This window comes from Pseudomonas sp. W5-36 (genome assembly GCF_046540455.1).
Classification (GTDB): Bacteria; Pseudomonadota; Gammaproteobacteria; order Pseudomonadales; family Pseudomonadaceae; genus Aquipseudomonas; species Aquipseudomonas graminis_B.
In genome coordinates, this window is record NZ_JAXCIQ010000002.1 from 268,624 (window position 1) to 293,925 (window position 25,302).

General features: G+C 54.2%; 30 protein-coding genes and 1 pseudogene. 29 read left to right on the forward strand and 2 right to left on the reverse strand.

The features are described from left to right. Positions 1-48: 48 nt before the first annotated feature. The 7 genes from SLW74_RS04110 to SLW74_RS04140 are packed head-to-tail and all read left to right on the forward strand — an operon-like array spanning position 49 to position 6,794. On the forward strand, positions 49-1,221 hold the full coding sequence (locus SLW74_RS04110) for a phage tail sheath protein (RefSeq protein ID WP_410928208.1): 1,173 nt from the start codon (positions 49-51) through the stop codon (positions 1,219-1,221). A 51-nt stretch (positions 1,222-1,272) separates the two neighbouring features. Next, positions 1,273-1,788 (forward strand): phage major tail tube protein, encoded by a 516-nt coding sequence (locus SLW74_RS04115; RefSeq protein WP_410928209.1) that lies wholly within the window; start codon positions 1,273-1,275, stop codon positions 1,786-1,788. Between the two features lie 57 nt (positions 1,789-1,845). Continuing rightward, positions 1,846-2,181, forward strand: coding sequence for a phage tail assembly protein (locus tag SLW74_RS04120; protein ID WP_410928210.1), 336 nt, complete (start codon positions 1,846-1,848; stop codon positions 2,179-2,181). An 8-nt stretch (positions 2,182-2,189) separates the two neighbouring features. Further along, a complete protein-coding gene (locus tag SLW74_RS04125; RefSeq protein ID WP_110950425.1) occupies positions 2,190-2,309 on the forward strand; it encodes a GpE family phage tail protein in 120 nt (39 codons plus the stop codon). Beyond that, the gene (locus tag SLW74_RS04130) at positions 2,302-5,061 is read left to right on the forward strand and encodes a phage tail tape measure protein (protein ID WP_410928211.1); all 2,760 of its coding nucleotides are present in this window, start codon (positions 2,302-2,304) and stop codon (positions 5,059-5,061) included. The genes SLW74_RS04125 and SLW74_RS04130 overlap by 8 nt, the downstream gene beginning before the upstream one ends. Before the next feature lie 6 nt (positions 5,062-5,067). Further along, on the forward strand, positions 5,068-5,508 hold the full coding sequence (locus SLW74_RS04135) for a phage tail protein (protein ID WP_110950424.1): 441 nt from the start codon (positions 5,068-5,070) through the stop codon (positions 5,506-5,508). Continuing rightward, positions 5,505-6,794 carry a phage late control D family protein gene (locus tag SLW74_RS04140; protein ID WP_410928212.1) on the forward strand — a complete coding sequence of 430 codons (1,290 nt, stop codon included), beginning with the start codon at positions 5,505-5,507 and terminating at the stop codon, positions 6,792-6,794. The genes SLW74_RS04135 and SLW74_RS04140 overlap by 4 nt, the downstream gene beginning before the upstream one ends. A gap of 30 nt (positions 6,795-6,824) precedes the next feature. Here the strand turns inward: SLW74_RS04140 and SLW74_RS04145 are convergent, their stop codons facing one another. Together SLW74_RS04145 and SLW74_RS04150 are read right to left on the reverse strand one after the other, a co-directional pair. After that, entirely contained in the window at positions 6,825-6,998 is a 174-nt protein-coding gene (locus tag SLW74_RS04145) for a hypothetical protein (RefSeq protein WP_410928213.1), read from the reverse strand. Positions 6,999-7,117: 119 nt separating this feature from the next. Further along, positions 7,118-7,471, reverse strand: a complete 354-nt coding sequence (locus SLW74_RS04150; protein ID WP_410928214.1) for a helix-turn-helix domain-containing protein — start codon at positions 7,469-7,471, stop codon at positions 7,118-7,120. A 103-nt stretch (positions 7,472-7,574) separates the two neighbouring features. Here SLW74_RS04150 and SLW74_RS04155 point away from each other — a divergent pair, with 103 nt between their 5' ends. From SLW74_RS04155 to SLW74_RS04260, 22 genes and pseudogenes are all read left to right on the forward strand, one after another. Continuing rightward, a complete protein-coding gene (locus tag SLW74_RS04155) occupies positions 7,575-7,775 on the forward strand; it encodes a DNA-binding protein (protein ID WP_410928355.1) in 201 nt (66 codons plus the stop codon). A gap of 29 nt (positions 7,776-7,804) precedes the next feature. Next, positions 7,805-8,278, forward strand: coding sequence for a YmfL family putative regulatory protein (locus SLW74_RS04160; protein WP_410928215.1), 474 nt, complete (start codon positions 7,805-7,807; stop codon positions 8,276-8,278). A gap of 76 nt (positions 8,279-8,354) precedes the next feature. After that, entirely contained in the window at positions 8,355-8,636 is a 282-nt protein-coding gene (locus tag SLW74_RS04165; protein WP_410928216.1) for an ogr/Delta-like zinc finger family protein, read from the forward strand. Then, positions 8,636-9,010, forward strand: coding sequence for a hypothetical protein (locus tag SLW74_RS04170; protein WP_410928217.1), 375 nt, complete (start codon positions 8,636-8,638; stop codon positions 9,008-9,010). Before SLW74_RS04165 ends, SLW74_RS04170 begins: the two co-directional genes overlap by 1 nt. 64 nt (positions 9,011-9,074) lie before the next feature. Then, positions 9,075-9,308: a hypothetical protein gene (locus SLW74_RS04175; RefSeq protein WP_346628055.1), complete on the forward strand. Its 234-nt coding sequence runs from the start codon at positions 9,075-9,077 to the stop codon at positions 9,306-9,308. A 2-nt stretch (positions 9,309-9,310) separates the two neighbouring features. Beyond that, positions 9,311-12,115 carry a toprim domain-containing protein gene (locus tag SLW74_RS04180; RefSeq protein WP_410928218.1) on the forward strand — a complete coding sequence of 935 codons (2,805 nt, stop codon included), beginning with the start codon at positions 9,311-9,313 and terminating at the stop codon, positions 12,113-12,115. 40 nt (positions 12,116-12,155) lie between these two features. Further along, positions 12,156-12,452, forward strand: a complete 297-nt coding sequence (locus SLW74_RS04185; protein ID WP_410928219.1) for a hypothetical protein — start codon at positions 12,156-12,158, stop codon at positions 12,450-12,452. Positions 12,453-12,490: 38 nt separating this feature from the next. After that, entirely contained in the window at positions 12,491-12,628 is a 138-nt protein-coding gene (locus SLW74_RS04190) for a hypothetical protein (protein ID WP_199885209.1), read from the forward strand. Positions 12,629-12,698: 70 nt separating this feature from the next. Continuing rightward, positions 12,699-12,962: a hypothetical protein gene (locus SLW74_RS04195; protein ID WP_410928220.1), complete on the forward strand. Its 264-nt coding sequence runs from the start codon at positions 12,699-12,701 to the stop codon at positions 12,960-12,962. Further along, a complete protein-coding gene (locus tag SLW74_RS04200; protein WP_410928221.1) occupies positions 12,962-13,633 on the forward strand; it encodes an HNH endonuclease signature motif containing protein in 672 nt (223 codons plus the stop codon). The genes SLW74_RS04195 and SLW74_RS04200 overlap by 1 nt, the downstream gene beginning before the upstream one ends. Beyond that, complete coding sequence (locus SLW74_RS04205; protein ID WP_410928222.1) at positions 13,630-13,875, forward strand: hypothetical protein; 246 nt, start codon at positions 13,630-13,632, stop codon at positions 13,873-13,875. Before SLW74_RS04200 ends, SLW74_RS04205 begins: the two co-directional genes overlap by 4 nt. A 73-nt stretch (positions 13,876-13,948) precedes the next feature. Beyond that, positions 13,949-14,152, forward strand: a complete 204-nt coding sequence (locus SLW74_RS04210) for a hypothetical protein (protein WP_410928223.1) — start codon at positions 13,949-13,951, stop codon at positions 14,150-14,152. After that, positions 14,149-15,306: a tyrosine recombinase XerC gene (xerC, locus tag SLW74_RS04215; RefSeq protein ID WP_410928224.1), complete on the forward strand. Its 1,158-nt coding sequence runs from the start codon at positions 14,149-14,151 to the stop codon at positions 15,304-15,306. Before SLW74_RS04210 ends, xerC begins: the two co-directional genes overlap by 4 nt. A gap of 429 nt (positions 15,307-15,735) precedes the next feature. Then, positions 15,736-17,154 (forward strand): hypothetical protein, encoded by a 1,419-nt coding sequence (locus SLW74_RS04220; protein WP_410928225.1) that lies wholly within the window; start codon positions 15,736-15,738, stop codon positions 17,152-17,154. Positions 17,155-17,806: 652 nt separating this feature from the next. Then, positions 17,807-18,619: pseudogene (locus SLW74_RS04225) on the forward strand (tyrosine-type recombinase/integrase); the annotation flags it as partial. Positions 18,620-19,008: 389 nt separating this feature from the next. Continuing rightward, complete coding sequence (locus SLW74_RS04230) at positions 19,009-19,944, forward strand: retron St85 family effector protein (protein ID WP_410928226.1); 936 nt, start codon at positions 19,009-19,011, stop codon at positions 19,942-19,944. Beyond that, positions 19,941-20,897 (forward strand): retron St85 family RNA-directed DNA polymerase, encoded by a 957-nt coding sequence (locus tag SLW74_RS04235; protein WP_410928227.1) that lies wholly within the window; start codon positions 19,941-19,943, stop codon positions 20,895-20,897. Before SLW74_RS04230 ends, SLW74_RS04235 begins: the two co-directional genes overlap by 4 nt. 211 nt (positions 20,898-21,108) lie before the next feature. Further along, positions 21,109-22,032, forward strand: a complete 924-nt coding sequence (locus tag SLW74_RS04240; RefSeq protein WP_410928228.1) for a hypothetical protein — start codon at positions 21,109-21,111, stop codon at positions 22,030-22,032. A 2-nt stretch (positions 22,033-22,034) separates the two neighbouring features. Then, positions 22,035-23,114, forward strand: coding sequence for a hypothetical protein (locus SLW74_RS04245; protein ID WP_410928229.1), 1,080 nt, complete (start codon positions 22,035-22,037; stop codon positions 23,112-23,114). Position 23,115: 1 nt separating this feature from the next. Further along, a complete protein-coding gene (locus tag SLW74_RS04250) occupies positions 23,116-23,787 on the forward strand; it encodes a hypothetical protein (RefSeq protein ID WP_410928230.1) in 672 nt (223 codons plus the stop codon). A 438-nt stretch (positions 23,788-24,225) separates the two neighbouring features. Then, positions 24,226-24,717 carry an AAA family ATPase gene (locus tag SLW74_RS04255; RefSeq protein ID WP_410928231.1) on the forward strand — a complete coding sequence of 164 codons (492 nt, stop codon included), beginning with the start codon at positions 24,226-24,228 and terminating at the stop codon, positions 24,715-24,717. A 170-nt stretch (positions 24,718-24,887) separates the two neighbouring features. Continuing rightward, a complete protein-coding gene (locus SLW74_RS04260; protein WP_065987406.1) occupies positions 24,888-25,208 on the forward strand; it encodes a hypothetical protein in 321 nt (106 codons plus the stop codon). The last annotated feature ends 94 nt before the right edge of the window (positions 25,209-25,302 follow it).

Below are 25,302 nucleotides of genomic sequence, written 5' to 3' on the forward strand. Positions count from 1 at the left end.
CCGCGCGCGTCACCCTGCTCTCATTGCCCCCCACGCGCAGGTTCTCACATGCCAACCGATTATCATCACGGCGTCCGAGTCGTCGAAATCAACGAGGGCTCACGCCCTATTCGCACCGTCGCCACTGCCGTAATCGGCATGGTCTGCACCGCCGAAGATGCGGATGCGGCGACTTTTCCGCTCAACAAGCCCGTCCTCCTGACTGACGTACTGACCGCCAGCGGCAAAGCCGGAGTAAAAGGCACTCTTGCACGAAGCCTGGATGCGATCGCCGATCAGGCCAGCCCCGTCGCCGTTGTCGTTCGTGTCGCCGAGGGCGCGGACGCCGCCGCCACCAGCTCCAATGTGATCGGCGGTGTGAGTGCCAATGGTCAGTACACAGGTTTGAAAGCGCTCCTGGCCGCAGAGGTCCAGTTGGGGGTTCGTCCACGCATTCTGGGTGCTCCTGGTCTGGACAGCCTCCCGGTGACTACCGAGCTGGTCGCGATCGCCCAGAAGCTTCGCGGGTTCGCATATGCCAATGCCTGGAACTGCGAAACCGTGTCCGAGGCCATCGCATACCGCGAGAACTTCGGCGCGCGCGAGCTGATGACCATTTGGCCCGACTTCATCAACTTCGACACTGCTTTGAACGCCGAAGCACCGGCTGCAGCGGTGGCGCGCGCTTTGGGCCTGCGAGCAAAAATTGACCAGCAAACGGGCTGGCACAAGACCCTATCCAACGTGGCCGTCAACGGCGTGACGGGTCTGAGCAAAGACGTTTACTGGGACCTGCAGAACCCCGACACCGATGCAGGACTGCTGAACGCTGCGGACGTGACGACGCTGATTCGCCGCGACGGATTCCGTTTCTGGGGCTCGCGCACCTGCAGCGACGATCCGCTGTTCGCTTTCGAGAACTACACACGAACCGCACAGGTACTGGCCGACACGATGGCCGAGAACCACTTCTGGGCCGTGGACAAGCCGATGCACCCGAGCCTAGTGCGCGACATCGTGGAAGGCATCAACGCCAAATTCCGTGACCTGGTGCGCCAGGGGTATCTGATCGGCGGCGAGTGCTGGTACGACGAGGCAGCAAACGACAAGGACACCCTCAAGGCCGGCAAGCTCTTCCTGGACTACGACTACACGCCGGTGCCGCCGCTGGAGAACCTGAACCTGCGTCAGCGCATCACCGATCGTTACCTGGTCGACTTCGCCAGCCGCGTAAACGGCTGATCCCCCCATTGAATAGCGCGGCCACGGCCGCGCCTACAGGAGAGCGCCACTATGGCTCTGCCCAAAAAACTCAAGAACATGAACCTGTACAACGACGGCGTCAGCTACGTCGGTCAGTGCAAGACCGTCACCCTGCCGAAGCTGGGCCGCAAGCTGGAAGCCTGGCGCGGCGGCGGTATGGATGGCCCGGTGAAGGTTGACCTCGGCCACAGCGACGACGGTATCACCCTGGAATGGACGCTCGGCGGCTGGGACCTCACCGCGCTGCGTCAATACGGCGCCGTATCAGTCAGCGGCGTCCAGCTGCGTTGGGCTGGTTCAATCCAGCGGGACGACGACGAGCAGGTTTCCGCTGTGGAAGTGGTTGTCCGCGGCCGGCATGAAGAGATCGACATGGGCGACTCGGAAGGCGGCGAAGACACCGAGCACAAATTCAACACCGCCTGCAGCTACTACAAGCTGACGATCGACGGAAGCGTCGAGGTGGAAATCGACCTGCTCAACTTCATTTTCGTCGTCAACGGCGAGGACAGGCTCGCCGCACATCGAAAGGCGATCGGCCTATAAGCACGCCGCAACGCGCCGGCCCTACCGGCGCCTCACTCTCCATCACGGGTACCAATCATGACCACCACCGAAGCCACCAACGAAGTTACCGCCGTCGAGCTGAACCCGAACACCGTCATCCTGGACAGCCCGATCAAGCGCGGCTCGTCCGAGATTCACGAGGTCACTCTTCGCAAACCCATGGCAGGCGAACTGCGCGGGGTAACGCTGACCGACCTTCTGCAAATGGACGTACTGGCCCTGCGCAAAGTGCTCCCGCGCATCACAAACCCGACCTTGACCGAACACGAAATCGGCCAGATGGATCCTGCAGATCTGGTGCAGATGGCGAGCTTGGTAACTGGTTTTTTGTTGCCGAAGTCGGCGAAGGCGGATGCGTCCCTCGTTGCGTAGATGACGCAATGGCGGACATCGCCGTGATTTTCCACTGGGGACCAGCGGCAATGGATCCACTGTCCCTGACCGAACTGATGGACTGGCGCGAACGCGCCCGCGTGCGAAGTGGGGCTAAGGATGAATGACAAGCTGCGGCTGGAAGTACTGCTGTCGGCGATCGACAAAGTAACCGGCCCCCTGAAAAAGATCACCGCCGGGAGTACTTCCACTTCGCGCGCGCTCAAAGCGGCCCGGGACCAGCTCCGGGAGCTGAACGCCCAACAGTCCAATATCTCCAGCTACACACGTCAAAAAGAAGCGGTTCGCCAGTCCTCCGAGGAGCTCGCCAAGGCGCAAAACAGATTGCGCGCGCTGCGCGAGCAGCTGCAGGGCATGGACGCGCCCACCGCCGCCTTCCAAAAATCGTTCGTCAACGCGAGCAGCGCTGTTGAAAAGCTGACCAACAAACATACTGCCCAGCGATCGGAACTGCAGCGGCTGATCCCGCTGATGCGATCGACGGGCGCTGACACCCGCAACCTCGGAGCCACCGAGCGCCGTCTAAAGAGCGAGATCGAGGCGGCGAACATCGCCATCCAATCGCAGAAAGACCGGCTATCCGCGCTCGCCAAGCAGCAGGAGCGCGTGTCCCGAGCACAGAAGAACTATTCCAAGGGCAAGGAACTAGCCGGCAACGCGGCCGTAGCAGGCGCGAGTGCCGGCGCAGTCGGCGCCGCCGCCGGCATGCCGATTCTGGGCATGGTCAAAAACTACGCCTCCTACGAAGACGCCATGGCAGGCGTCGCAAAGCAGGTCAGCGGCGCCCGGGATGACAATGGGCAACTGACGGCGACCTATTACGAAATGGGCGCGGCCATCAAGAAGATGGCCGAGACAATCCCCATGGCGACGACCGATATCGCCGCCCTGGTGGAAGGCGGCGCCCGGATGGGCGTCGAAGGTAAAGACAATCTCCTCGAATTCGCGCGCGTCGCGGCGACAGCGGCAACTGCCTTCGAACTTCCGGCCGAGCAAGTGGGCGAAAACCTTGCGCGAATTGCCCAGCTCTACCATCTGCCGATTAAGAACGTCAGCCAGTTGGGTGATGCGATCAACTTCCTCGACGACAACGCCATGTCCAAGGGCAAAGACATCATCGACGTGATGCAGCGCACTGCAGGCGTCACGGCTTCGGTCGGGATGTCGTTCAAGGATGCGGCGGCGCTGGGCTCCACGTTTCTGACGTTGGGGGCATCGTCAGAGATCGCGGCGACTGCAACGAACGCGATGATTCGCGAGCTGGCTATCGCCACCCAGCAGCCCAAGCGCTTCGTCAAAGGTCTGCAGGCGATCGGGCTGGAAGCGAAATCCGTCCAGGACGGCATGACCAAAGACGCCACCGGCACGATTCAGAAGGTGATGGAGGCGGTCAACAAGCTGCCGAAGAACAAGCAGCTGGGCGTCATGACTCAACTGTTCGGTAAGGAGTACGGGGACGATGCCGCCAAGCTCGCGTCGAACCTGGGCGAATACAAGCGTCAGCTCGATCTGGTGAATGGCGCAAAGGCCGCACCTAAACGCGACGGCTCGATGCAGCGCGAGGGTGATATCCGGGCCGACCTGCTTTCCGCTCGCTGGCAGATGGTACAAAACCGGATGTTCAACCTAAGCAGCGCGCTGGGCGCCACCTTGCGGCCGGCGCTGATCGAGCTGGTCAACGGTTTGAACGGCGTTATGTCCCGCCTGACCGCCTGGGCAGACGCTAACCCTGGCCTGGTGCTGGGAATTCTGAAAGTCGTCGCCGGCATCGCCGCTCTGTCCATCGGGTTCAGCTCTGTTGCACTCGCCCTGGCGACAACGCTCGGCCCTTTCCTGGCGGTGCGTTACGGCCTGGCGCTGATCGGAATCAAACTGCCGTCGCTCATTGGGATGATGATCAACCTGGGGTCGAAGGTGCTGCCCTTTGTGGGTCAGGCGTTCATGTGGCTCGGCCGGCTGTTCTTGACCAACCCGATCGGCCTGGCAATCTCCGCGATCGCTCTCGCTGCATACCTGATCTATGCCAACTGGGACAAGGTGAAAACCTACTTCGCAAGTGCCTGGGAGGAAATCAAACAGGGCTTCAGCGGGGGCATCGGCAGCATCCTGAAGACGATCGCAAATTTCAGCCCGATCGGCCTGATCTACCAAGCGTTCGCCGCAGTGATGGGATACCTCGGCGTGGATTTGCCGAATAGATTCACCGAGTTCGGCGGCATGATCATCGCGGGACTAGTCAGCGGCATCAAGAATGCTATGGGGTCGGTCAAAACCGTCATCTCTGATGCTGGCACTAACACTATCGACTGGTTCAAGGAGAAGCTCGGGATTCATAGCCCGTCTCGTGTCTTCGCGGAGCTTGGCGGGTTCACCATGGCTGGACTGGCGCAAGGGCTAACCGGGGCGCAAGCGGGTCCGCTCAACGCGATTAAAGCGGTGGGCGCCCTTCTGACCAAGGCCGGTACAGTTACCGTCGACACGCTCGTCAATACTGGCACAGCACTGAACCCCGCCGCGTCGTTGGGGAACAGCCCGACAACTCCAGCAACTGAGGCGGGTAGCCATAGCGGCGTGCTTGAAGCTGTCATGAGGATGGGTAAGCAACTGGCGCAAGTCGGTGCAATTGCGACTGGCGTGGCTGGCGCGCCTGGTCTGATTGCGGTCGATAACAGACCGCCTATCGCCTCTGTTTCCCCACAGCCGGTCGTGCAGTCGGCCCCGGACCACATCGAAATCAACATTCACGCAGCCCCGGGCATGGATGCGGCCGCGATCGCTCGAGCGGTTTCTGCCGAGCTCGATAAACGTCAAAACGCGAAGCGGGCTCGGGCGCGCAGTTCGCTGTATGACCAGGAGTAAACGACCATGATGATGGCCCTCGGCATGTTCATCTTCAGCCTTGAGACGTTGGTGTACCAGGAGCTGCAGCGGCAAACGGAATGGCGGCACGGTTCCACCTCCCGCATCGGCACCAATCCGGCACGTCAGTTTCTCGGACGAGGCGACGATTCGATCACGCTTCCCGGCGTTCTCCTGCCGGCACTCGCTGGCACCCCGTTAAGCGTCGACACGCTGCGTTACATGGCCGACACCGGCAAGGCTTACCCGTTGGTCGAGGGGACCGGCCGCATTCTCGGCATCTGGGTGATCGAAAGCATCAACGAGACGCGTACGCTTTTCTTCCAGGACGGCGCAGCGCGTCGAATTGAATTCACTATCGCGTTGAAACGCATCGACGACGGCCGCGTTGATTTGCTCGGCTCTGCCGTAAGCAGCGCGGGCAACATTTTGAGGGCCGTCTTGTGATCGATGAGGCTATTGACCAAGTTGACCGCTACCTGGACAGCGCGCAGAAATCCATGCGCGAGGCGAAGGCTTACCCCAGCCCTATCTGCCGTCTGATGGTCGACGGCCGCGATATTACGGCGGCGGTGGAAAAGCGCCTGGTCAGTATTGAGCTCACTGATAACCGCGGACTCGAGGCGGACCAGTTGGACGTGACGCTTTCCGACCATGACGGCCTGCTGGTGATCCCGCCCAAGGGGGCCACGCTTCGAGTCTGGCTCGGATGGAGCGATACGGGGCTGGTCGACAAGGGTTCGTTTACAGTCGATGAAACTGAACACAGCGGCGCTCCTGATCAACTGAGCATTCGAGCGAGGAGCGTCGATTTACGCGCAGGGCTCAAGGTCAAGCGCGAGCGCAGCTGGCATCGCCAGACGATTGGCGCCGTAATTACAGCGATCGCAGGGGCTTACGGGCTCGCGCCAGTCATCAGCGCGGTGTTGAACGTCATCGAGCTGGTGCATCTCGACCAGGCGAATGAATCGGATGCGAATTTGCTGACGCGTCTGGGCCAGGAGTACGACGCGATCGCCACGGTCAAGGCAGACAGATTGCTGTTCCTGCCAATCGGCAGGGCGACCAACGCGAGCGGATTGAATCTGCCTCACGTCACACTCACACGGCTCGATGGTGATCAGCACCGCTTTCTGCAGGCGGACCGTGACAGCTACACCGGCGTGCGGGCCTTCTACTACGACGTTAACAGCGCCGAGAAAAAGAGCGCCATTTCCGGCGGCGGGGAGAACATCAAGGATCTGAGGCACTCTTTCACGGATCGGAAAAGTGCCCTCGTTGCGGCGCGGGCGGAGTGGAACCGACTGCAGCGCGGGACCGCGACACTGAGCTACACGCTCGCCCACGGGCGACCAGATCTGGCGCCGGAGCTGACGTACACGCTGACAGGAATCAAGCAAGAGATCGCCGACATCATCTGGCTCGGCGGCAACGTCAAACACAGTTTCACCTCGGACGCGTTCACCACCAGTCTGGAGCTGGAATCGCAGCTGCCGGACGGGGACGAAGTTGCCGAGCTCGCGGAGGATGGCAAAAGCTACACGGGCATCATCGCCTGGTACCGGGAATCGAAGACCGCCAAACAGCACACAGTGACGGCAGGGGATCAGTCACGACCACGTCGGCTCACGCACCTGTACGAAAGTAAGGCGACGGCGAAGCGGGCTGTTGAGAGGGAGAATAAACGGCTGCAGGCAAAAAACAGCGCGCCTACTACCGGGACTCCGGCGTGACCGGCCGGAGCACAGTTGCGAAAATCGGGCCTATTTCGTCCGGGTCAGCATTTCTGCCAGGCGTTGCAGGTACGCCTGATCGGTTTCCGACATCTGGCGATACCGCTGGAGCAACGCCTGCTCCAGCTGGGTCAATTTCAAGTCGGGACAATCGTTGTTTCGAGCATCCTGCTCAAGCCTCTCCAAAACGCCTCGATCCAACATGCTTAACACTCCTGAGAAACGGTAAGCATCGACGGTTTCACAGGAATCTAAATAGCCAAACGCGGCCACTTTCGGCTATCAGCGATGGAAGGAATGATGGGCCAAATGTTTCATGGCGCTTAGGATCCAGTCGTTGGATTGACGCTCCCAGTGTTCATTTCAGCAAGCCCAGTCACGACACGTCGGGCCACAGCCTGATCGGCGGCACTCAGCGACCGGAAGGAGCAAAGCAACTCGGCCTCAATTCCGGATTGTGCTTCTACAGACCGGTCACGGGTCCCGAAGAGAACGTACATGACATCGATCCCAACTTTCGCGATAGCCAACAGATACGCCGTGTCCGGGTTCTGCCGGCCGCGCTCGTAGTTACCTTGGGAGTTGCGTTTCACCCCTCCAATATCTGCCAGCTCGTTTTGATTAATTCCAAGCCGGTCGCGCTCTTCCCGGAGCCGCTCGCCCAAAGTTTTTTCCAAGGAATCTCCGCATACACAAATTTTTGGCACGCACCGCTTTACACAGCCAATTTCTTGGGCATAATGATGGCACTTCCAACACGATTGAACACACATGAACACTATGCCCGTCCTCCTTACAACCGAGCAAGCCCGCGCAGAACTTGACCGCAACGGCATAACGATCGCCCAGTTCTGCCGCAAACATGCCCTGAACAAAAATTTGGTCAGCGACCTGTTGAACGGCCGGAAGAAAGGCGTCCGAGGCGAGGCCCGACGAGCAGCAGTACTCCTGCGGATCAAAGACGGCGCGATAGCAAAATAATGGCAATTCGTCCGACCAGGAACGAGAAGATGAAACGCACCGTTCTAGAAACCCGCCGCCAAGTCGTAAGTGCAGTGATCTGCGCCTACCCCGGCGGGCGCGATTGCGCAGCACCTCGGCTCGGCATGTCGGTAAAGAAGTTTGATAACCACGCTTACGAAAATGCCGGCAGTCGCCCTCTGACGGACGAGCAAATCTGCCTTTTGGAATCACAGACAGGCACGACCCATCTGCCGGACTTCGTATGCGGCCTGTACGGGGGCGTATTCGTTCCCGTTGCCGAGGCAGGTGAACTGGACAACCTTGATCTGTATGCACGTTCAATCAACACCGCCGTCAAGCGCGGTCTTGTCGACGCCATCATTGCCAAGGCCCTCGAAGATGGGGTCATCAATGACTGCGAAGTGCAAGACATCCTCGCCGCGCATCGTGCGCACGTAGCAGCCAGACATGAAGAAATTACTGCCGTGATCGTTCTGCACAGAGAACCAGCGAGCAGGTAGGAACCGAAGTAGGCGCAGGAAGCGCCGCCAATTCTCGGCGTCAGCCGAAGGCCGCAACTCGCGGCGGGGAGAACAAGTGAGCACCTACAAATTGGTATGTCCGCACTGCCGGGGGCGAATGCGCATCCGCACCAGTGAGGGCACGCATATCTTTTTGCGTATCGCCTACCTGCAATGCACTAACGAGGCGTGTGGCTGGTCGGTCCGCGCCGAGTTTGAAATGACTCACGAAATGAGCCCGTCCGGCATGCCAAACCCGTCAGTCCGCCTGCCAGTGGCACCGGTCGCGATTCGCCGGCAAGCGATGAAGAAGGATGGCGAACAACAGATGGATCTACTGGGATTGGAGACGGCCTGATGCAAATCGTACTGAAAGCGCAGAACCCGGAACTTGAGTATCGCTCGACGATGCAGAGCGCGGCCCTGTGCTTCATGCAGCGTCACCAAAGCGAGCACCTGGACAATGACCAACAGCTCTTCGTCCGGGCGGTGACGTATCTGCAGACCACTCTCGAAGTGCCCCTCTATCTTGCAGAGATGCTCGCGGGCCTTGCTTACAGCGAGCTGCGTTCCACTGGAGATCAGCGCCGGCTAAACCTTGCCAACAGCAGCGAATCCGTGGCGGTGCTTACTGACCCCACCACCGGCAACTCCTACGCCATCCCCGTCGCCCATATTTTCGAGCAATTGATCGACGTGCCCGGGCAGCGACAGCCCCCCCCGACTATCTGAACAACTAGCACGACCCAGAGCGTATGGGTTTGGGCGAATTGCGCCCGAAATCAGGGATACAGCCATGAGCACAGCACTTTCAATCCGAATGGACCTGAGCAAGAGCCTTGCGGAAGCCTTGCAGTACGAGCTGCGCGAGCGGCTACGCATTGGGATTCAAGAGCACTGGTATTCGGATGAGTTTCGGCGCGTCCCTGACGGTCTGCGCTCCGGCGCGATCCTTTCCGCTTACCCGGCTCTGGCAGCACAAAAAACCACTCTCGGCGCCTTACAGGCCGCCATAAGTAAGCAGGCTTGACGATGGAAGACGTGATCCGGGCTGACGTATTGACCCGACTCGAAAATGACTACGGGCTGAAGCATCGTGCCGGCACTGATTTCATGCGCGGCGGTGTATGCCCGGCATGCGGCAAAAAAGAGCTCTACTCCAGCTTCGTGAACCCGTGGTTCATCAAGTGCGGCCGGGAAAGCAAGTGCGGTCAGCAGTGGCACGTTAAAGAGCTGTACGACGACATTTTCGACGACTGGAGCAAACGGGCGCCGGCAACTGATGATCAGCCCACTGCCACGGCTCGCGCCTACCTGGAGTTCGCTCGTGGGTTCAAGATGGACCTAGTCGCAGGCCTGTTCACTCAAGAGAGCTACTTTGATCGGGATTTGGAGATCGGATCGGCAACCGTGCGCTTCCCTTTGGAGCGCGGGGGTTATTGGGAACGCCTGATCGACCGACCTCACCGGTTCGGAAAGAAGAAGGCTCGGTTCAAGCCGAAGGAATCGTACAGGGGCTATTGGTGGTGTTCCCCGCACGTCGACCTCTCCAACACCCGCGAGCTCTGGATTGTCGAGGGGATCTTTGACGCCATTGCCCTGCAGCACAACGATATCGACGCTGTCGCCGCGATGTCGTCCAACGCCTTCCCGGAAGCTTCGCTCAAGGCGCTGATCACGCTACGGGCTGGCAGTCTCCCAAGGCTTGTATGGGCGTTGGACAATGAACCAGGCGCACACAAGTACACGCGCAAATGGGTGGCAATGGCCCGTGCGATGGGGTTTGAGTGTACTGCCGCGCAGATCCCGCAGCGTGATGCGCGAAAGGTGGACTGGAACGATCTGCATCAGCGCTGGGCGTTTATCGACGACGAAGCCGACCGGCAGAAGCGGTTGGACGGCGACCTCGCCGAAGCACGCCACCACGGCGCCCTGCTGATCGCGGAGAGTGCCTCGGAAAAAGCGCTGCTGATGTACGACTGGCGCGAGCGCGAAGAATTTCACTTCGGCTTCGAGTCCCGCCTGTACTGGTGGAAGCTGGACATCAGCAAGTTCAACAGCGCCATGCAGGCGCTGGAGACGAGCGAAGACCACGATGAGCAGCAGCTGAATAACAAGGCCATGCGCGAAAAGGCGCTGCGCATGTCCGGCTGCGTGGTCGAGATCGCCAACTGCTACCCGCAGGCCCTTTATTTCCAGCGCAACGAGATCACCGACGAGTCCTGGTACTTCTTCCGAGTCGACTTCCCTCACGACGGCGTGTCGGTAAAGAACACGTTCACCGGCGGCCAGGTCGCGGCCGCGAGCGAATTCAAGAAGCGCCCTCTGGGCATGGCTGCAGGCGCCGTGTTCACCGGCAGCGGTCAGCAGCTCGACAAGATCATGAAGGACCAGCTATTTGCGATCAAAACGGTCCAGACGATCGACTTCGTTGGCTACAGCAAAGAGTACGCCTGCTATGTCTACGGAGACATGGCAATCAAGGATGGTCAGGTCGTGGCGGTCAACGACGAGGAGTTCTTCGAGTTCGGAAAACTGCGACTCAAGACTTTGCAAAAGGCCGTGCCGGTACGCATTCAGCGCGATCCAAAGGAATACAGCGATGAATGGGCAAAGCTGCTTTGGACGTGCTTCGGCGCCCAGGGCGTGGTCGCGCTGGCTTTCTGGTTCGGATCATTGTTCGCCGAGCAGATCCGGGCTCGTTACCAGTCGTTCCCCTTCCTGGAAGCAACAGGCGAAGCCGGGGCCGGTAAAACCACGCTGCTTAACCTACTGTGGAAATTGCTGGGACGGTCTGGCTACGAAGGTTTCGACCCGTCCAAATCGACCAAGGCCGGCCGAAGCCGGTTGATGGGTCAAGTTTCCGGGATGCCTGTGGTACTGCTGGAATCTGACCGAAGCGGCGATGACAAATCACACGCCAAGAACTTTGAATGGGACGAGCTGAAGGATTACTTCGGCGGCGGCACATTGGCGACCAAGGGCGTCAAGACGGCCGGTAACGAAACCTACGAGCCGCCGTTCAGGGGCACGATTGCCATCAGCCAGAACGCTCCGGTCGTAGCGTCCGAAGCCATCATGACGCGAATCGTTAAGCTGCATTTCGTCCGCCCTATTGTCACTCCGGCAAGCCGCGAGGCTGCTGACAAGCTCACAGCGCTGGACGGCAACAAGCTCAGCCATTTTTTGCTGCAAGCGGTCAAGCGTGAAGCCGACGTCATGTCCACCCTTGCGGACAAGATCCCGGCTCACGAAGCCCGCCTGCGCCGGCTGCATACCCACTGCGTCAGCTGCGATACCGCATACCCGCCTGATAGCGAAAAGTCTGCGTGCCAGAAGTGCGGCAACCAGCTGCGCGGATACATTCGGGTCGAGCGGATCGTAAAGAACCACGCGCAGCTTCTCGGCCTGGTTGACTGCATTCGTGCGCTGGTCCCACTGACTGACGCACAAATTACGGCGACGCAACGCTGCATCGTCGGAATGGCGATCGAGCGCCAGAGCTCGATCAGCGCAGACCACCCAGTAGTGGCCGAATTCTGGGAGGTTTACGACTACCTGCAAAGCCTGGACGCCGAAGGGCCAGTGGTAAACCACAGCAAAAAAGACAACGTCATCGCCATCAACCTCAACGAGTTCGTCGAGCGCGCCGCCGAGCATCGCCAGAAGCTGGCCGACGTCAGCGAGCTTCGCGATCGCCTTAAGGAATCCCGCCGGCACAAGTTTCTGGAATCGAATAAGTCCGTGGACAGCAAGGTCCGGGCTCACCACGCCATGCGACACAACAACACGATCACCAAGTCACCAATCGTCAAATGCTGGATTTTTCAGGCGTAGGGCTGCAACCCACGTCGAACAGCCCTGAAAGGAGAGAACCATGCAGATTCAAGTCGTCGCCGGCACCGCGCAGGCGCAACAAAGCCGCGTTACCGAGCTGCTCGACGAATTGGGCAATGACCAGCGCAAAACCGTCCAGGCGGAAGCATATGGGCCCAACGGACTGGTCGACATTCTGGAGGTCCGTGGCGCCGATGGTCAGCGGGAGATCCTGGTGCTCAATTGCACGCGGCGGCAAATTCAATCGGTGCTGGATTGGCAGTCATGCGAGGAAGACAACGATCAGTTTATAGACCTGGTGCTGTACCTGGTGCGAATGCCAGACAGCGACCTGTAACGCCGGCTGCAACCGGCAACCCCGGAAAGGAGAGAACCATGCGCAACACCGAACCACTTGAACAAGCCGCTCGCGGCGCCCTACTGGGGCAGTTGTTGGGAGCAGTGCTGACTGTGACGCTGATCGCAATCGTCGCGGTTCAGGTTCCGGATCTGATGATCTGGATCCTTCGCTAGTAATCCAAATGAAGTCGGTGCCATAGGGCTGCAACCCCATGGCACCTACCACCCCTGAAAGGAGAGAACCATGCAAGCTCAAACCCTCAACGGCAGCGCGGCCGAGGCTACCATGAACACGATTTGCGTTGGTGATCAGGTCACATACGTGAAGATGACTGCAACAGCCGGCGGCTATGGCCTCTCGGTCAAAGAAGCCAAGGTCATCGCGATCGACGGCTCCGTTGCTCGCCTCCGCGGCCGAAACGGTCGTACCGGCACCCAACCATTGCAGAAGCTCACCCCTGCAGGTCAGAGGAATGCCCTGACACGCGCTTTGTTGGGTGACGCGTAATGAACGTACTCGCCGAGCAGGCGCTTGAGCGGGCCCGCGCGAAAATCCCGCGCAGGAAATCCAGCCGACGCTATTGGACCAACCGGGAAATGGAGCTGCTGTCCGCGCTGTATCCGGACCATCCCGGTTCTGCCGTTGCTGAGCGCCTCGATCGGCCGCTCAGCGCTGTACACGCCAAAGCAAAAGCCATGGGCATCAAGAAGAGCGCCGCCTTTTTTGGCGGGCCCCATTCCGGCCGTCTGGATGGCTTACGCGGTGCGGCATCCCGGTTCCAAAAAGGCAACTCCTCCTGGAACAAGGACAAGCCGTTTCCCTCCCGGGGGCGTTCATCTGAAACGCAGTTCTCCAAAGGTGGCATGCCGCACAACCATGTGCCCGTAGGCACCGAGGTTATGGCTACAGATGGTTATCTCAAGATCAAGGTGGCCGAGCCCAACGGCTGGGAATGGACTCACCGGCGCAACTGGGAAGCGGCGCACGGTGTCATTCCGAATGGCATGGTTTTGGTGTTCAGGACAGCAGACCGGACGGACTGCTCAGTCGATAACCTGGAGCTAATCACCCGTAACGAGCTGATGGGTCGTAATACGATCCACCGATTCCCCCCCGAGTTGAAGCAAACCATTCGTCTGTTGGGCAAATTGAAGCGAGCGATCGAGGACAACCAATGAAGAACAAAATGATTGACCTGCGGAATCATCTTTTCGCTACCTTGGAGGCGCTCCAGGACGCAGAAAAGCCGATGGATATTGAAAGAGCGAGGGCGATTGCCGATGTCGGGAAAGTGCTGGTGGATTCTGCGAAAGTAGAAGTCATGTACCTCAAAGCCATGGACGGCGGCGGCAAGAGCACCGGTTTCATTGAATCGGAAGGGGCATTGCCCGCGCCCGGACGAACTCACCAAGAAAACTGACCGGCATCTTCTAATAACGCTGCCCCAGACCAAGCACTAGACTGGCTCGGGAGCAACACCCGCAGAGGCATACATGTCGAGCAACGTCTTGATATTCGAAGACCTGCAGCGCATTACCGGATATCAGCGCCGGTCTGACGTTGAAAGGTCACTCATTGAACAGGGTGTTCGCCTGTTTCGAGGCCGTACCGGCCCCTGGACAACTCTGGACCTCATCAATCAAGCAGCTGGGCTCACCCCAGCATCGAACGAACGGTACGAAATCGACATTTTATGAAGCGAGCGAGGAAGCGGAAGCACAATCCCAATATTCCTGCCCACGTCGACCAGGCCGCCCTTCCGGCGGCCATTTTCTTCGACCAGCGCGGCAGCGGAGTTTGGTACACCCTCCACAGGGATGAAACAGGGAAACAGCGGCGCCGCAATGTGGCGCCTGCAGACGTATCTCTGGCAGAACTACATCGGATCATGGATGAAGCGTCAAACGTCGACAGAGGTACGCTCCGTTACGTCTGTGAGAAGTTTCACGAAAGCGATCGTTATAAAAAGCTCAGGCCAAAGACACACGACGATTACTGCTACTCCCGAGACGTACTGCTGAATATCCCCACCAAGCTGGGTAAGCCGCTGGGCGACCTCGCTGTGAAGAAATTCACCGCCGCCCTGGTACAACGCATCGTCGATCGACTTGCAGACGAGGGAACCCCTTCCAAAGCTGCGCATGCCCTGCGGTACCTTCGGCGGGTGATGCAGTGGGGACGTAACCGCGGCTATCTGGAGATCAACCCAGCGCTGGGCATCGAGGCGCCCATTGAACGCAAACAGCGCCGGCTACCGACACAAAGCGTCATGAACGAGCTGATCGATCGGGCAATGGCTCGCGGCCGACTTGCGCGCAACGAGCCTGGTGGCTGTCCGGAATATCTCCCGATCGTGATGGAGCTGGCCTACCTGTGCAGGCTCCGAGGTATCGAGGTCGTCACCCTCACAGACGCCAATGAGCTGGAAGAAGGGATTTTGACCAACCGACGCAAGGGCAGCAGGGACAGCAGGGACAACATCGTTCGTTGGACGCCGCGCCTGCGAGCGGTGTGGGACAGTGCAAAGGCGTACCGATCACGCACTTGGGAAAAGCGCCGGACGCCCATCCCGATCGCACCACACAGACGACCCATCATCGTGGCGAGCCATGGCGGTACGCTGCGCAAGTCGAGTCTTGATACCGCTTGGCAGCGTTTCATCACACTGGCACTCAAGGACGACGTAATCACGCCCGAGCAGCGTTTCGCGTTGCACGATTTGAAGCGAAGGGGAATCACGGACACCGCCGGCAACCGATCGGACAAGCAGGAGGCCAGTGGTCACCGCGACCCGAAAATGATGGATATCTACGACCATAGCCTGCCAGTGGTAGCCCCCTCAGCCGACTGAGTTTGCTCACATCGATTAATGGCAAGAGCGGCAGAAATCGGCACCAGCAGCCACTGATTGTGCCTACGAAAACCGATGCGGCTCAGTATTCACGCTGCCGCCCCCTATCTGCTGCCACGGCCAAATGCTGGGCGACCTATGCACTAATTAGCAACCGACGTAGAGGGAGCATGGTCTTTGCCCTCTATGACAAATGCTAGCTACCAACATCGTCTAGAGACAGGTCTAACTACCCTCGGCAGACCCAGGTACTTTATCTCTCATGCTCATTGGCTAGAAGACCGTCACACACTGCCTGGAAAACTTGCTACATCGCTCTTCCCACACATCGGTGACAGCGCACGTTTGTTTTCCAGTCAGAAATAGGCGCATGATCATCCCAAGGGAATTAATGAGCGTATCATTTTATCTATATCAGGGTTTACAACCATGCAGCTGAAAGAGCTTTCCGAAAAAGTACGGAACGGCAATTTAATAATTGATTTCGTCTCGCTGGAAATATCGCAGCGATCTTCCACAGGCATCAATCTCACGGGCCACGGTGTGCTGAGGATTGATCCTGATGGTGCCCTGACGTGCGACATTGTGTGCACCAAGGCAGAAGGAATTACGTTGGAAAGATTTAGTGCTGCGTACCCACTGGACCACAGGGATAAGCAACAAGTACTCATGCTCAGGGGTGTTGATCTGTCGGGAAGGGAGTGGCGCGCAGAGAATTTCGCTCTCAGACTGAGTATGCTACGTACTGCTGCGCCATTCAAATGCTCTGTATTGCTTAGCGAAGTTGTGCACGAAGCCCAGCAACAAATTCCATCTCAACTTGAAAACTACCTGTGGTTCCAGTTTTCCGAGACCAGCAATATCCCTAAAAACAAAACAAATTCGATAGACGACTCGTTGGTAGGACAATCTAGAAGTTGGAATCAAACAGATATAACAGTAGGCGAAAGCACGATATCCATAATAGACAATGGGGACCACACTACCGCTTACGTCAATGGCAAGTTTGACGTGGAAGAAATGTATTCCGCGCTAAAATTCTATATAGGTTTCACCAGTGGATCAATGCCAAATGCTTTTTTGATGACTTGCCGGAATAGTTCCAATGTGCGCCACCACATTAGGAGTATTAATAAAAGAATAAACCTTTCCACGATGCCGTATCCCATTGAAGAACATCTTGCACTGAGCGCGGAGGAATGGAACCACAAATATCATTACGAGCTGCTGAGAAACATCATCCACGTTCAAAACAAAAATCCGTTATTTTACGAAAGTACAGTAAGCCAGTGGAAGAGAACATGGCAGGGATTTACCGCACAGCAGTCTCTAGCGGCCCTTGCTTTAACGGTCTCTATAGAAGGCTTGCTGATAGACTTATTTATTCCGCAACTAAAAAAAGATATTGAAAGTGCAGATTTCGAAAAAACGAAACGTGAAATAATTGAAAAATTGACTACTCTCAAGATCGATGAGAAACATGTCGAGACATTGGTCGACGGGGTAAACCGCTGGGGAAATATTCATGCAAGTGCCGCGCTGAAAATTCTTGCCGATAAAGGGCTGATTACAAAGCAAGAGGTACAAGCGTGGAAAGACCTAAGAAACGGATCTACTCATCCTAAGTTCTCCGATGCCACTCCGGAGAGGGAAAGTAAGGAGTTGAAAAGGCTAACCCACTGCCTTAATCTTTACTATAAACTTAACCTGAATATCTATGCATATAAAGGGGGGCATGTGATTTATGATAGAGACAATACTATGAGTGTAATATTTCCCAGCATAAGAATTTTCGATCCCCTCGACGATCATTCAGCGTCGCTCAGCGTCTCTCCAGCGCAGGATTAAACCCACTGTTGCCGCTGGTGCCCATCAGAGTGATGGCATCTCGAGCAGCAGTTAAGAACTATCTCCAGTGTTTGGGCGCCGATGAGCAGCACGAAATGCTTTTGGCAGTTGATGAGCGATTAAGTCGGTGGGCGCAGTCAACGTATGCTCATATCAGTTTGCTAGGTGTGGTCCCCCGACGATATCGGTGTGTGAGTTGAGTGCATTGCCAGACCATCGAAGGGTGATTCTCAGCTGGAATTACACCGGCAGCCTTGGGTCTTGATCTGCCGATCGCAGCAATAAAATCTGCGGGGGCCGTGATTCGCGGGCCGGCAAACTGAGCAGATCGTGCGTAACAAGGGCCAAAAGGCCCGCATATCTAGGCCGCTTTGTGGCGTCAGCACGTAACAAAGAATCGCGTAAGCTCTTGATTCTAATCTTTTAACCAACTTACTTGTAATCAGTAGGTCCCGGGTTCGACTCCTGGTGCCGGCACCATACAAGGTTTCTGAGAAGGCTTTTAAGATCTCTGGAACTTCCGAAAAACCCGTCTTTTGGCGGGTTTTTTCGTTTCCACGCTCCGCCAGATTCCGGTGAATCCTTGTGGATTCCAAGCGGTTTAAGGTTAGCGTTTGGGGTTAAGGTCACTTCGATAACAGGGAGTACCCTTATGTCGCTCACCACAGCGCCGCCCTCCAACGCCACTTGCCGCTCGGCAAAACCTAAAGACCGCGCCTAGAGGCTTTTCGACGGCGATGGCCTCGACCTCCTCGTCCAACCCAACGGCCACAAAGGCTGGCGACTCCATTACGTCAAATCTGACGGACGGGAAGGACTGACCTCATTCGAAAACTACACCGTCATTGGCCTCGCGAAGGCGCGCCTCAGGCGCTTTGAGGTCAAGCGGATGGTAGCGGATGGTAGCGGATGGTAGCGGATGGTAGCGGATGGTAGCGGATGGTAGCGGATGGTAGCGGATGGTATTGATCCCATAGAGACCAAGCACCAAGCAAAGTCGGAAGCTGTGATCAAAGGCAGAACCTTTGAAAGCGTTGCGCTGGACTGGCACAGGGAAGTGCCAAGTGGCACCAGGCCACTCCAGGACTGTGGTGAGCAGTCTCAAAAACCTACTTGTTCCCGATGATCGGTGCCCGCGCAATTGTCGCTCCCTACACCCATGACCTCATGCAGCCCTTGGAAGCGATCAAGAGGCGCGGGACGATAGACGTTGTTCTAACTATACAAAACTACCTACAGAGCATCATGCCCGAGGCAAAGCGCCTCCGGCTTATCACCATAAACGCTGCTTACGACCTCGAAGGCTCAATCAAGGCCCCACGGGTTGTCCATCGCCCCTCTTGAACCCATGTCCGAAAATGCCGTGAATAACGCGCTACGGACGATGGGATACGACACCAAAACCGATATCTGCGGGCATAGATTTCGTTCGATGGCCTGCAGCGCAATGATCGAGTCAGGACTGCGCCAGGCATAAACACTCCATAGCCGAGGGTCATGGTGGAGACGCTCATTGGCGTCGCGTCCGTAAAAAGATTTGAGGTGCTTCGAACGTTGCCATTTAGATAGCCAGATAGTGACGTGCCGTAGATTTCAGCCTCAAACACGCTCGTAGCTGAAGCATCGGGCTTTCATCGCTTGACGACGTGCTCACGGTAGGTTAAAAAAAGCTCCTCTTTACGCGAACAAAGTCGAAAGACAATTTTGTCTGAGGCTTAGTCGGGCGTTTCGCCAGACTCATACGCATTGCTTGGATTTATTCCGCAGAGAAAATCCGCGGCCCTACACTCGCAAGCTCCCTCCAGTCCGCGAATTTTCCCCGCGGCTGATTCTCGGTAAAGAGTCCTATTTCGCATGGATCCGCGACAAAAAATTCTTGCTGACATCGATTTAGTCGAAAGCAAGATTTTGTTCTCAAAAAATCCAATTGTTCTCCTTTGCGGTGGATCTGTCCCTGAGAAAGCGCATGCCGAAGCGCCCGATCCTGAGCTTGCATCCCTCCGGCATGCGGTTACTCGCAGATATCCTCCTTACGAAATTTTTCGTCCTGAAGAAATAAAATCTTGGCAGGAGGACGGTGTATTTAAAAATTTAATGGACTATGAATCTGATCTAGCGAGTATCTGCTCTCTAATAGTAATAATTCTTGAGAGCGCCGGTGCTATAGCAGAACTCGGAGCCTTTTCTCAACTACCTGACTCTAGCAAGAAATTAGTAGTTATCGTTGCTGAAAAATTCGCCGATGAAAATTCTTTCATTAATCTAGGAATTTTGAAATTCATAGCTCGGGATCATGAAAAAGGTGTAAAGCGTTATCCATGGGAAATAACTAGACCCCTCGATATTTCTGAGCAAATGATAGAAGACGTCGTTGATGATATCAACATCGAACTGACCAACCTAAACAAAACACAAAAATTCAACATAAACAGCGAAGTCCACCTAGTTGTTTTAATCTACGAACTAATAAAAATGTTTGTAGCTCTAAAGGAAAATGAGCTAATCGAGGCTATTTCCGGCTTCGGTCGCGTAATTCATCGTGATGCTTTAAGGAGAAAAATATTTCTGCTTAAGCATTTCAGGCTTGTAGACGTTATAGGGTACAGCGACGCAACCTACTTTTCTTCTAGGGATGATTCTTTTCATAAAATTAGATTTGCCCTAAAACCAGATGGCGCATTAGATCACCTCCGAACAAGAGCGGAGTCAATTGCGTACTATAGCTCTACGAAAACCGAAAGGAATCGTATGCGAGCTATCCAACAAGCAAAACTAGGGGCTGACAAATGAGCGTCTATGACTTCAGGAGGAATATTGCTAACGCTTTGGTAGTGTCAAGTAACGATGTCTCTAGGCTTATTATTCGCGCGCCCCACACATACAAGACCTACGAAATCGACAAAAAAAACGGAGGAAAGAGATCAATCGCTCAGCCAGCAAAAGAAACAAAATACATTCAACGCTTATTGATGACTCAGCTTTTCTTCCGGCTACCAGTGCATTCTTGCGCCGTCGCCTACAAGGACGGCGCCAGCATCAAAAAAAATGCCGAACTTCACAAAAACAATCAGTACATATCCAAATTCGATTTTACGAATTTTTTCGGCTCAATTAAAGAATCAGATATTGCTGCTCATCTCGCAAGCATATTCGGCGATGAGCTATCTGATGAGACGATCAAAGACATATCCAGAATCAGCTGCATAAAGCATAAAGACTTGCCAGATCTTTGTTTAAGTATTGGCGCGCCCAGCTCTCCTGTGCTATCAAATACAATAATGTATCTGTTTGATCAAATCGTACATAAATGGTCCGTGGAGCGAGGTATAACTTTTACCAGATACGCAGATGACTTAACCTTTTCTAGCAATACAAAAGGACTTTTTTCTGAAATTGAACCATTGATATCTCAAGTATTAAAAGAGCTACCTTATCCCGTACTTTCTCTTAACTCCAAAAAAACCATTCACGTCTCCAAAAAAAACCAGCGCAGGATTACCGGTCTCGTATTGGACAATGAGGGAAGAGTGTCATTGGGGCGTGATCGAAAACGGTTAATCAGCACAATGATTCATCATTACTCCTGCGGACGCTTATCTGACGAAGAAACTATGCGACTTCAGGGCCTGCTTGGCTTTGCAGAAGATGCCGAGCCTCTTTTTGTTTCTAGGATGAGAGGAAAATATGGAATACTTGTGATTTCTGAGCTATTTCAAAAAAGAGGAAAAAAGCTAGAAAAGTGACCAGCTTTTCGGACTGTGAAATTCCATGATTCAAAGACAGCACACGCTATAACTGCTAACAAACTGATTTTCCTTTGTGACGCAACAAAAGCTTTGTCGTTGTAGCGCCACTCGCGGTGAATATTTTCGTCTTGGAGATTATTATGGCTGAAACTGTAAACATAGGAGAGATTTCGCAAAAACTTTCCGAAGATATTTTTGAACATTTTTTTTGGGAATGGCACCCAAAGCTTACGAAAACTTCGATTGTCATAATAGCGAACATGTAGGGAGCGGAGGAAAACCAAAGTTAACACACCCAGGTGATGTCGTTTTTTCATACGACGATCCATATCTGGGAAACACTATTTACTTACACACAGACCTTAAAAGCTATTCGAAAGACGCTATAAACCAAGGTAAGCTTAGAGAAGCCTTTAAGTCACTGGCAATGGCTACTGACTGCGCTAGAAATTCAAATGTATGGAGGAGTATTTTCTCCGTCGATACCAGCTCATCTTATGAGGTGCGCGGTTTGTTATTTATACACAATCACGATCACGGCTACCAGAAAAAATTCTCAGAAGTCATTGACATCATTAACTTCGAGAGCATGCCAATCCCCGCAAACGTATACATGCATTACCTTGGGCCTGACGACATCCAAAGGTTATACAGCATTGGAAATGATATTATTCGACAGCGCATGTCGAAGCTGATATCCGATGACTACACGTTCTACTATCCTGATTTAGTAATGTCTCACCGAATTGGAGACGTATGGGGTCAGCCGGCTACCATCGAAGCGCTGACAAGCCCGCACCTAATAATCCGCCACAGAGAAACGCAAAAAACCAAAGCTGGCTACGTAATTTATTATAATCGCCAAGGTGATAGCGTTGAGGAGTTCACCTATTTACTAGATACACTATCCAGATATCAAATTCTAGACGCCGACAACTCAATTAGAGTCCGAACTACCACGCTCTCACCCAACAAGCTCATGAAAAGCAATTTCGAATTGGCTAAAAAACGCTACGTACAGGCTTGGGGATTTGATCCCATACGTGAGGCCATCTTAGATGAAATATCAATCGACACCATTACAACGGTGACAGACACATATAATCCAGGCGACATGGGTTGGAGAGAATAAATATGCGTCACGGTCCATCATTACAATTTGCATCAGATAAAAATATTTTCGAAGCGCTTATCCAACACAAGGTCGACAACAGTACTCTTTCCGCGCTTTTTGAAAAACGCAATACTATCGTGTCGCGGAAAACTTCGCGAGAGAAGCTCGCAGAATACTTCTCCAGACTTCCTCATGACTATTACGACCATAGAACAATCGCACAGCGTTTAGGAGTGAGAGCGTGGAGGGAAAGAACCGCATCCATGGACGTCTGCGGCGACATAAAAACAGATGATATCCAAAACATTCTAGATGAAATAAAACATGCTGCCCGCCTAGGAAGTGACACGATTTCCGCTACCCGAAATCAGGACAACTTTATAATTCATGCTTCCTACACTACAGTCGACTATAAAAAATCCGAGTTCTCTCAACTACAACATAGAACGGGAGAAATCGAACTACTTAAAACTGCTACTGGATACCGGATTCGGAATACTGATAGCGAGTTCATGAATAATCTTCGTGAGAAACTTGTACACAAATTGGATTCGACAGTCGAAGGGGGCATAGAAAAAGTCAATATTTCGCTTTTTGAAGTGTTAACGCCTGGACTTCGCACAAAATTCTTTTATGAACTTATAAATGGGCTCCAAGGCTTTTCACGGAGAGATGTATCTGACATCTATGCTTTCAAACCAAAACCAAATAAGTCTGATTCTGACGAAGAGCTATCTAGCGATGCCGACGAAACACATGTTGAACGTGTTTTCTTACGAGGTAATGGCGTCACAAGATCAAAATTCCTGCTCTCACTCACAGATGAAAATGAATACTACATAATAAAAGCAGGTTGGACCGCGACAAAAATAGTAGGTAACGGTGATGTGTACGACATCGAAGCAGTTTTTTCTGATCCACGAGATTGTACTGGATTTTCCTTTCTATTAAAGGGTGTGTATCCATATCAAAATGGTCGTCTTGGAAAAAGGCGTCCTCCCGTCATGAAGGAGCTTGAGGAAATCTCAGTAGTCGTTGAGGAAAGAGCCAGGGAGCTAAGCGCTTCACTAAAAAATGACTTTATCAACGGGAGCATCTAGCGTGATAGAACGATACAAATGGTACGCCATTACCTTACCTATAAACTTGGATCAACTTTATACAAAGATGTCGGAAAGCTATTATACAGACGGGATGGATTCAGGTTTTCAGCAGATAGATAGACAAGCAAGCGAATTTAGCTTCTTATGGCAGTCCTCGATCGCGGTTCCATTCATCGATGAAAATGGAGAGTTAAACTCTCAGATTGTACGAACTATTAATCGTCAGGATGTGGCGATACTTAGGGGGCATAGAACAATCCTGCGCCTCAAAGAACCACTGAGGAGTACAAGGCCACTTTTTAACGCGCTAGAGAAGATTATGGGCTACGGTTTCACTTGCGAACTTATTTCGCTAACGCCACGTCATATTGAAAGGATTCTTGATTCTGTAGACTCTCATAGGCTAACCAACTCGAAAATTTCCGGATCCATTCCGGAGCTTAAACTCCTTACGCGTATGGAATTCATGTCAAAAGAAGGAATTTCTTTAGATTACCTAAACGTATTAAAAGGAATAAAATACACTGTTGACTCTGCCAGTTATGAAATTTTTCAAGGATCTCACAAGGGGAAAATCTCTATAAGCGTAACTGGCCTTTGCAAGGCTAGCGGAATTTTATCAGAGCATTTAATACGCCAGCTCGAACAAATATTAGTTACTGAACAATAATACCCTTTTGAACTTATTATATCTGGGGCATATCAACCAACATAAAAATAGACAAAAACTCAAACCTAACGATTAGCAGCGTTTGTGCAAATACAACATAAAAATAAGCCTTCGCTAAAGTCTCATTTTTATCAGGATCGCAAGGCAAGCGCTTCACAACATAAGCTCAAGCAGATAAAGGATAGCCTTAGGGATAGGGCCTATTTTTTGAAGTTTCATTATTATCAATATTTTAAGATTTTTTTCGACTTTTGGTATAGCACCAGATCCCACGCGAGAAGACACACCGCAAGACGAGAATTTTTTGTTTGGAACTCCTCAAAATAGAGTCACGTGACGCATTCAGCTACTGAAAGGTCTGTCGACTCGACACAGTGCCTCATTGTCCCGGCCTCAATCCACGAGCATCATCGTGCTTCGACATAAGGAAGCGTCTCCATGGCCAACCCCACACTCCACCTCCTATGCGGCAAGATCGCCTCCGGGAAATCCACCCTAGCGAATTCCCTAAAAACCGACCATGGAGCGATCCTGCTGACCGAAGACCACTGGCTTTCAAGGCTCTATCCAGACCAGATCCACTCGGTCGCAGACTACGTAACGCTCTCAAGAAGACTCCGAGATGTCGTAGGCCCCTTGGTCATCGACATGCTGAAGGCCGGGATCAATGTGGTTCTCGATTTCCCCGCAAACACTCCCGCAGACCGCCAATGGTTGCGCGGTCTGGCAGATACCGCCCAGGCCTCTCACACCCTTCACTTCCTCGACGTCAACGACGAAACCTGCCGAGCCCGGCTGCACCTCAGAAACGAGCGCGGTGAACACGACTTCGCAGCAACCGACGCCGAGTTCGATTTGATCACCAGCTACTTCCAAGCCCCAGACAAGGAAGAAGGGCTCAACGTAGTCATACACCAGGATCATTCCTAAACGGCTGCCACCCGGAGAGAACTAAACCATCATGCTCAAACGGCGCCCTTAGATTCAAAGCGCCCCCTCCCCCATCCCGCCCCCATCGAGTAACGTATACCCATCCAACGGCCCTCGCGTCTGCGTCAGGACAGCGACCCGTCATCAGAAACACGACAGAAGGCCCAACCGTGCACAAAGTCCGATTGATCAAGTACGTCTGGACCCACCAGACCCCGGAGATTTCGTCTGAATGGTCCAAGCTGCTCTACGAAGTGGAGCTGCCGTTCGTCCCTTTCCATGGCTTGAACATTCAGTTGCCGATGCAGCGCGTCTGGCGGATTCGGGATGTTGAGTGGAACGTAGAGGAGCAGACCTTTCGGTGCCACATCGAAGATCAATTCATGAACTTGCTGGATGTGGATGACTCGTACGAAGACTGGATCGAGATGTTGGTGGAGTGTGGCTGGGAGATGAGCGGTCGCTACACCAATGAGCACAACAAGACCTGAGTCGCCGCCACCTGAGTATGTTCTCTGCAGTAGACGCAGGACGCGCACTGCGACCGGCAGAAATGAAGATCGATGCCAGACTGGATAACAAACC

Excerpts from the sequence above, each read along its gene's own strand:
- SLW74_RS04155 (WP_410928355.1), top strand. The coding sequence starts at position 7,575 with ATGCCCGTCCTCCTTACAACCGAGCAAGCCCGCGCAGAACTTGACCGC.
- SLW74_RS04125 (WP_110950425.1), top strand. The coding sequence starts at position 2,190 with ATGGCGGACATCGCCGTGATTTTCCACTGGGGACCAGCGGCAATGGAT.
- SLW74_RS04200 (WP_410928221.1), top strand. The coding sequence starts at position 12,962 with ATGAACGTACTCGCCGAGCAGGCGCTTGAGCGGGCCCGCGCGAAAATC.
- SLW74_RS04255 (WP_410928231.1), top strand. The coding sequence starts at position 24,226 with ATGGCCAACCCCACACTCCACCTCCTATGCGGCAAGATCGCCTCCGGG.
- SLW74_RS04130 (WP_410928211.1), top strand. The coding sequence starts at position 2,302 with ATGAATGACAAGCTGCGGCTGGAAGTACTGCTGTCGGCGATCGACAAA.
- SLW74_RS04205 (WP_410928222.1), top strand. The coding sequence starts at position 13,630 with ATGAAGAACAAAATGATTGACCTGCGGAATCATCTTTTCGCTACCTTG.
- SLW74_RS04195 (WP_410928220.1), top strand. The coding sequence starts at position 12,699 with ATGCAAGCTCAAACCCTCAACGGCAGCGCGGCCGAGGCTACCATGAAC.
- SLW74_RS04230 (WP_410928226.1), top strand. The coding sequence starts at position 19,009 with ATGGATCCGCGACAAAAAATTCTTGCTGACATCGATTTAGTCGAAAGC.
- SLW74_RS04190 (WP_199885209.1), top strand. The coding sequence starts at position 12,491 with ATGCGCAACACCGAACCACTTGAACAAGCCGCTCGCGGCGCCCTACTG.
- SLW74_RS04110 (WP_410928208.1), top strand. The coding sequence starts at position 49 with ATGCCAACCGATTATCATCACGGCGTCCGAGTCGTCGAAATCAACGAG.
- xerC (WP_410928224.1), top strand. The coding sequence starts at position 14,149 with ATGAAGCGAGCGAGGAAGCGGAAGCACAATCCCAATATTCCTGCCCAC.
- SLW74_RS04135 (WP_110950424.1), top strand. The coding sequence starts at position 5,068 with ATGATGATGGCCCTCGGCATGTTCATCTTCAGCCTTGAGACGTTGGTG.
- SLW74_RS04120 (WP_410928210.1), top strand. The coding sequence starts at position 1,846 with ATGACCACCACCGAAGCCACCAACGAAGTTACCGCCGTCGAGCTGAAC.
- SLW74_RS04185 (WP_410928219.1), top strand. The coding sequence starts at position 12,156 with ATGCAGATTCAAGTCGTCGCCGGCACCGCGCAGGCGCAACAAAGCCGC.
- SLW74_RS04115 (WP_410928209.1), top strand. The coding sequence starts at position 1,273 with ATGGCTCTGCCCAAAAAACTCAAGAACATGAACCTGTACAACGACGGC.
- SLW74_RS04245 (WP_410928229.1), top strand. The coding sequence starts at position 22,035 with ATGCGTCACGGTCCATCATTACAATTTGCATCAGATAAAAATATTTTC.
- SLW74_RS04145 (WP_410928213.1), bottom strand. The coding sequence starts at position 6,998 with ATGTTGGATCGAGGCGTTTTGGAGAGGCTTGAGCAGGATGCTCGAAAC.
- SLW74_RS04170 (WP_410928217.1), top strand. The coding sequence starts at position 8,636 with ATGCAAATCGTACTGAAAGCGCAGAACCCGGAACTTGAGTATCGCTCG.
- SLW74_RS04175 (WP_346628055.1), top strand. The coding sequence starts at position 9,075 with ATGAGCACAGCACTTTCAATCCGAATGGACCTGAGCAAGAGCCTTGCG.
- SLW74_RS04160 (WP_410928215.1), top strand. The coding sequence starts at position 7,805 with ATGAAACGCACCGTTCTAGAAACCCGCCGCCAAGTCGTAAGTGCAGTG.
- SLW74_RS04180 (WP_410928218.1), top strand. The coding sequence starts at position 9,311 with ATGGAAGACGTGATCCGGGCTGACGTATTGACCCGACTCGAAAATGAC.
- SLW74_RS04235 (WP_410928227.1), top strand. The coding sequence starts at position 19,941 with ATGAGCGTCTATGACTTCAGGAGGAATATTGCTAACGCTTTGGTAGTG.
- SLW74_RS04220 (WP_410928225.1), top strand. The coding sequence starts at position 15,736 with ATGCAGCTGAAAGAGCTTTCCGAAAAAGTACGGAACGGCAATTTAATA.
- SLW74_RS04210 (WP_410928223.1), top strand. The coding sequence starts at position 13,949 with ATGTCGAGCAACGTCTTGATATTCGAAGACCTGCAGCGCATTACCGGA.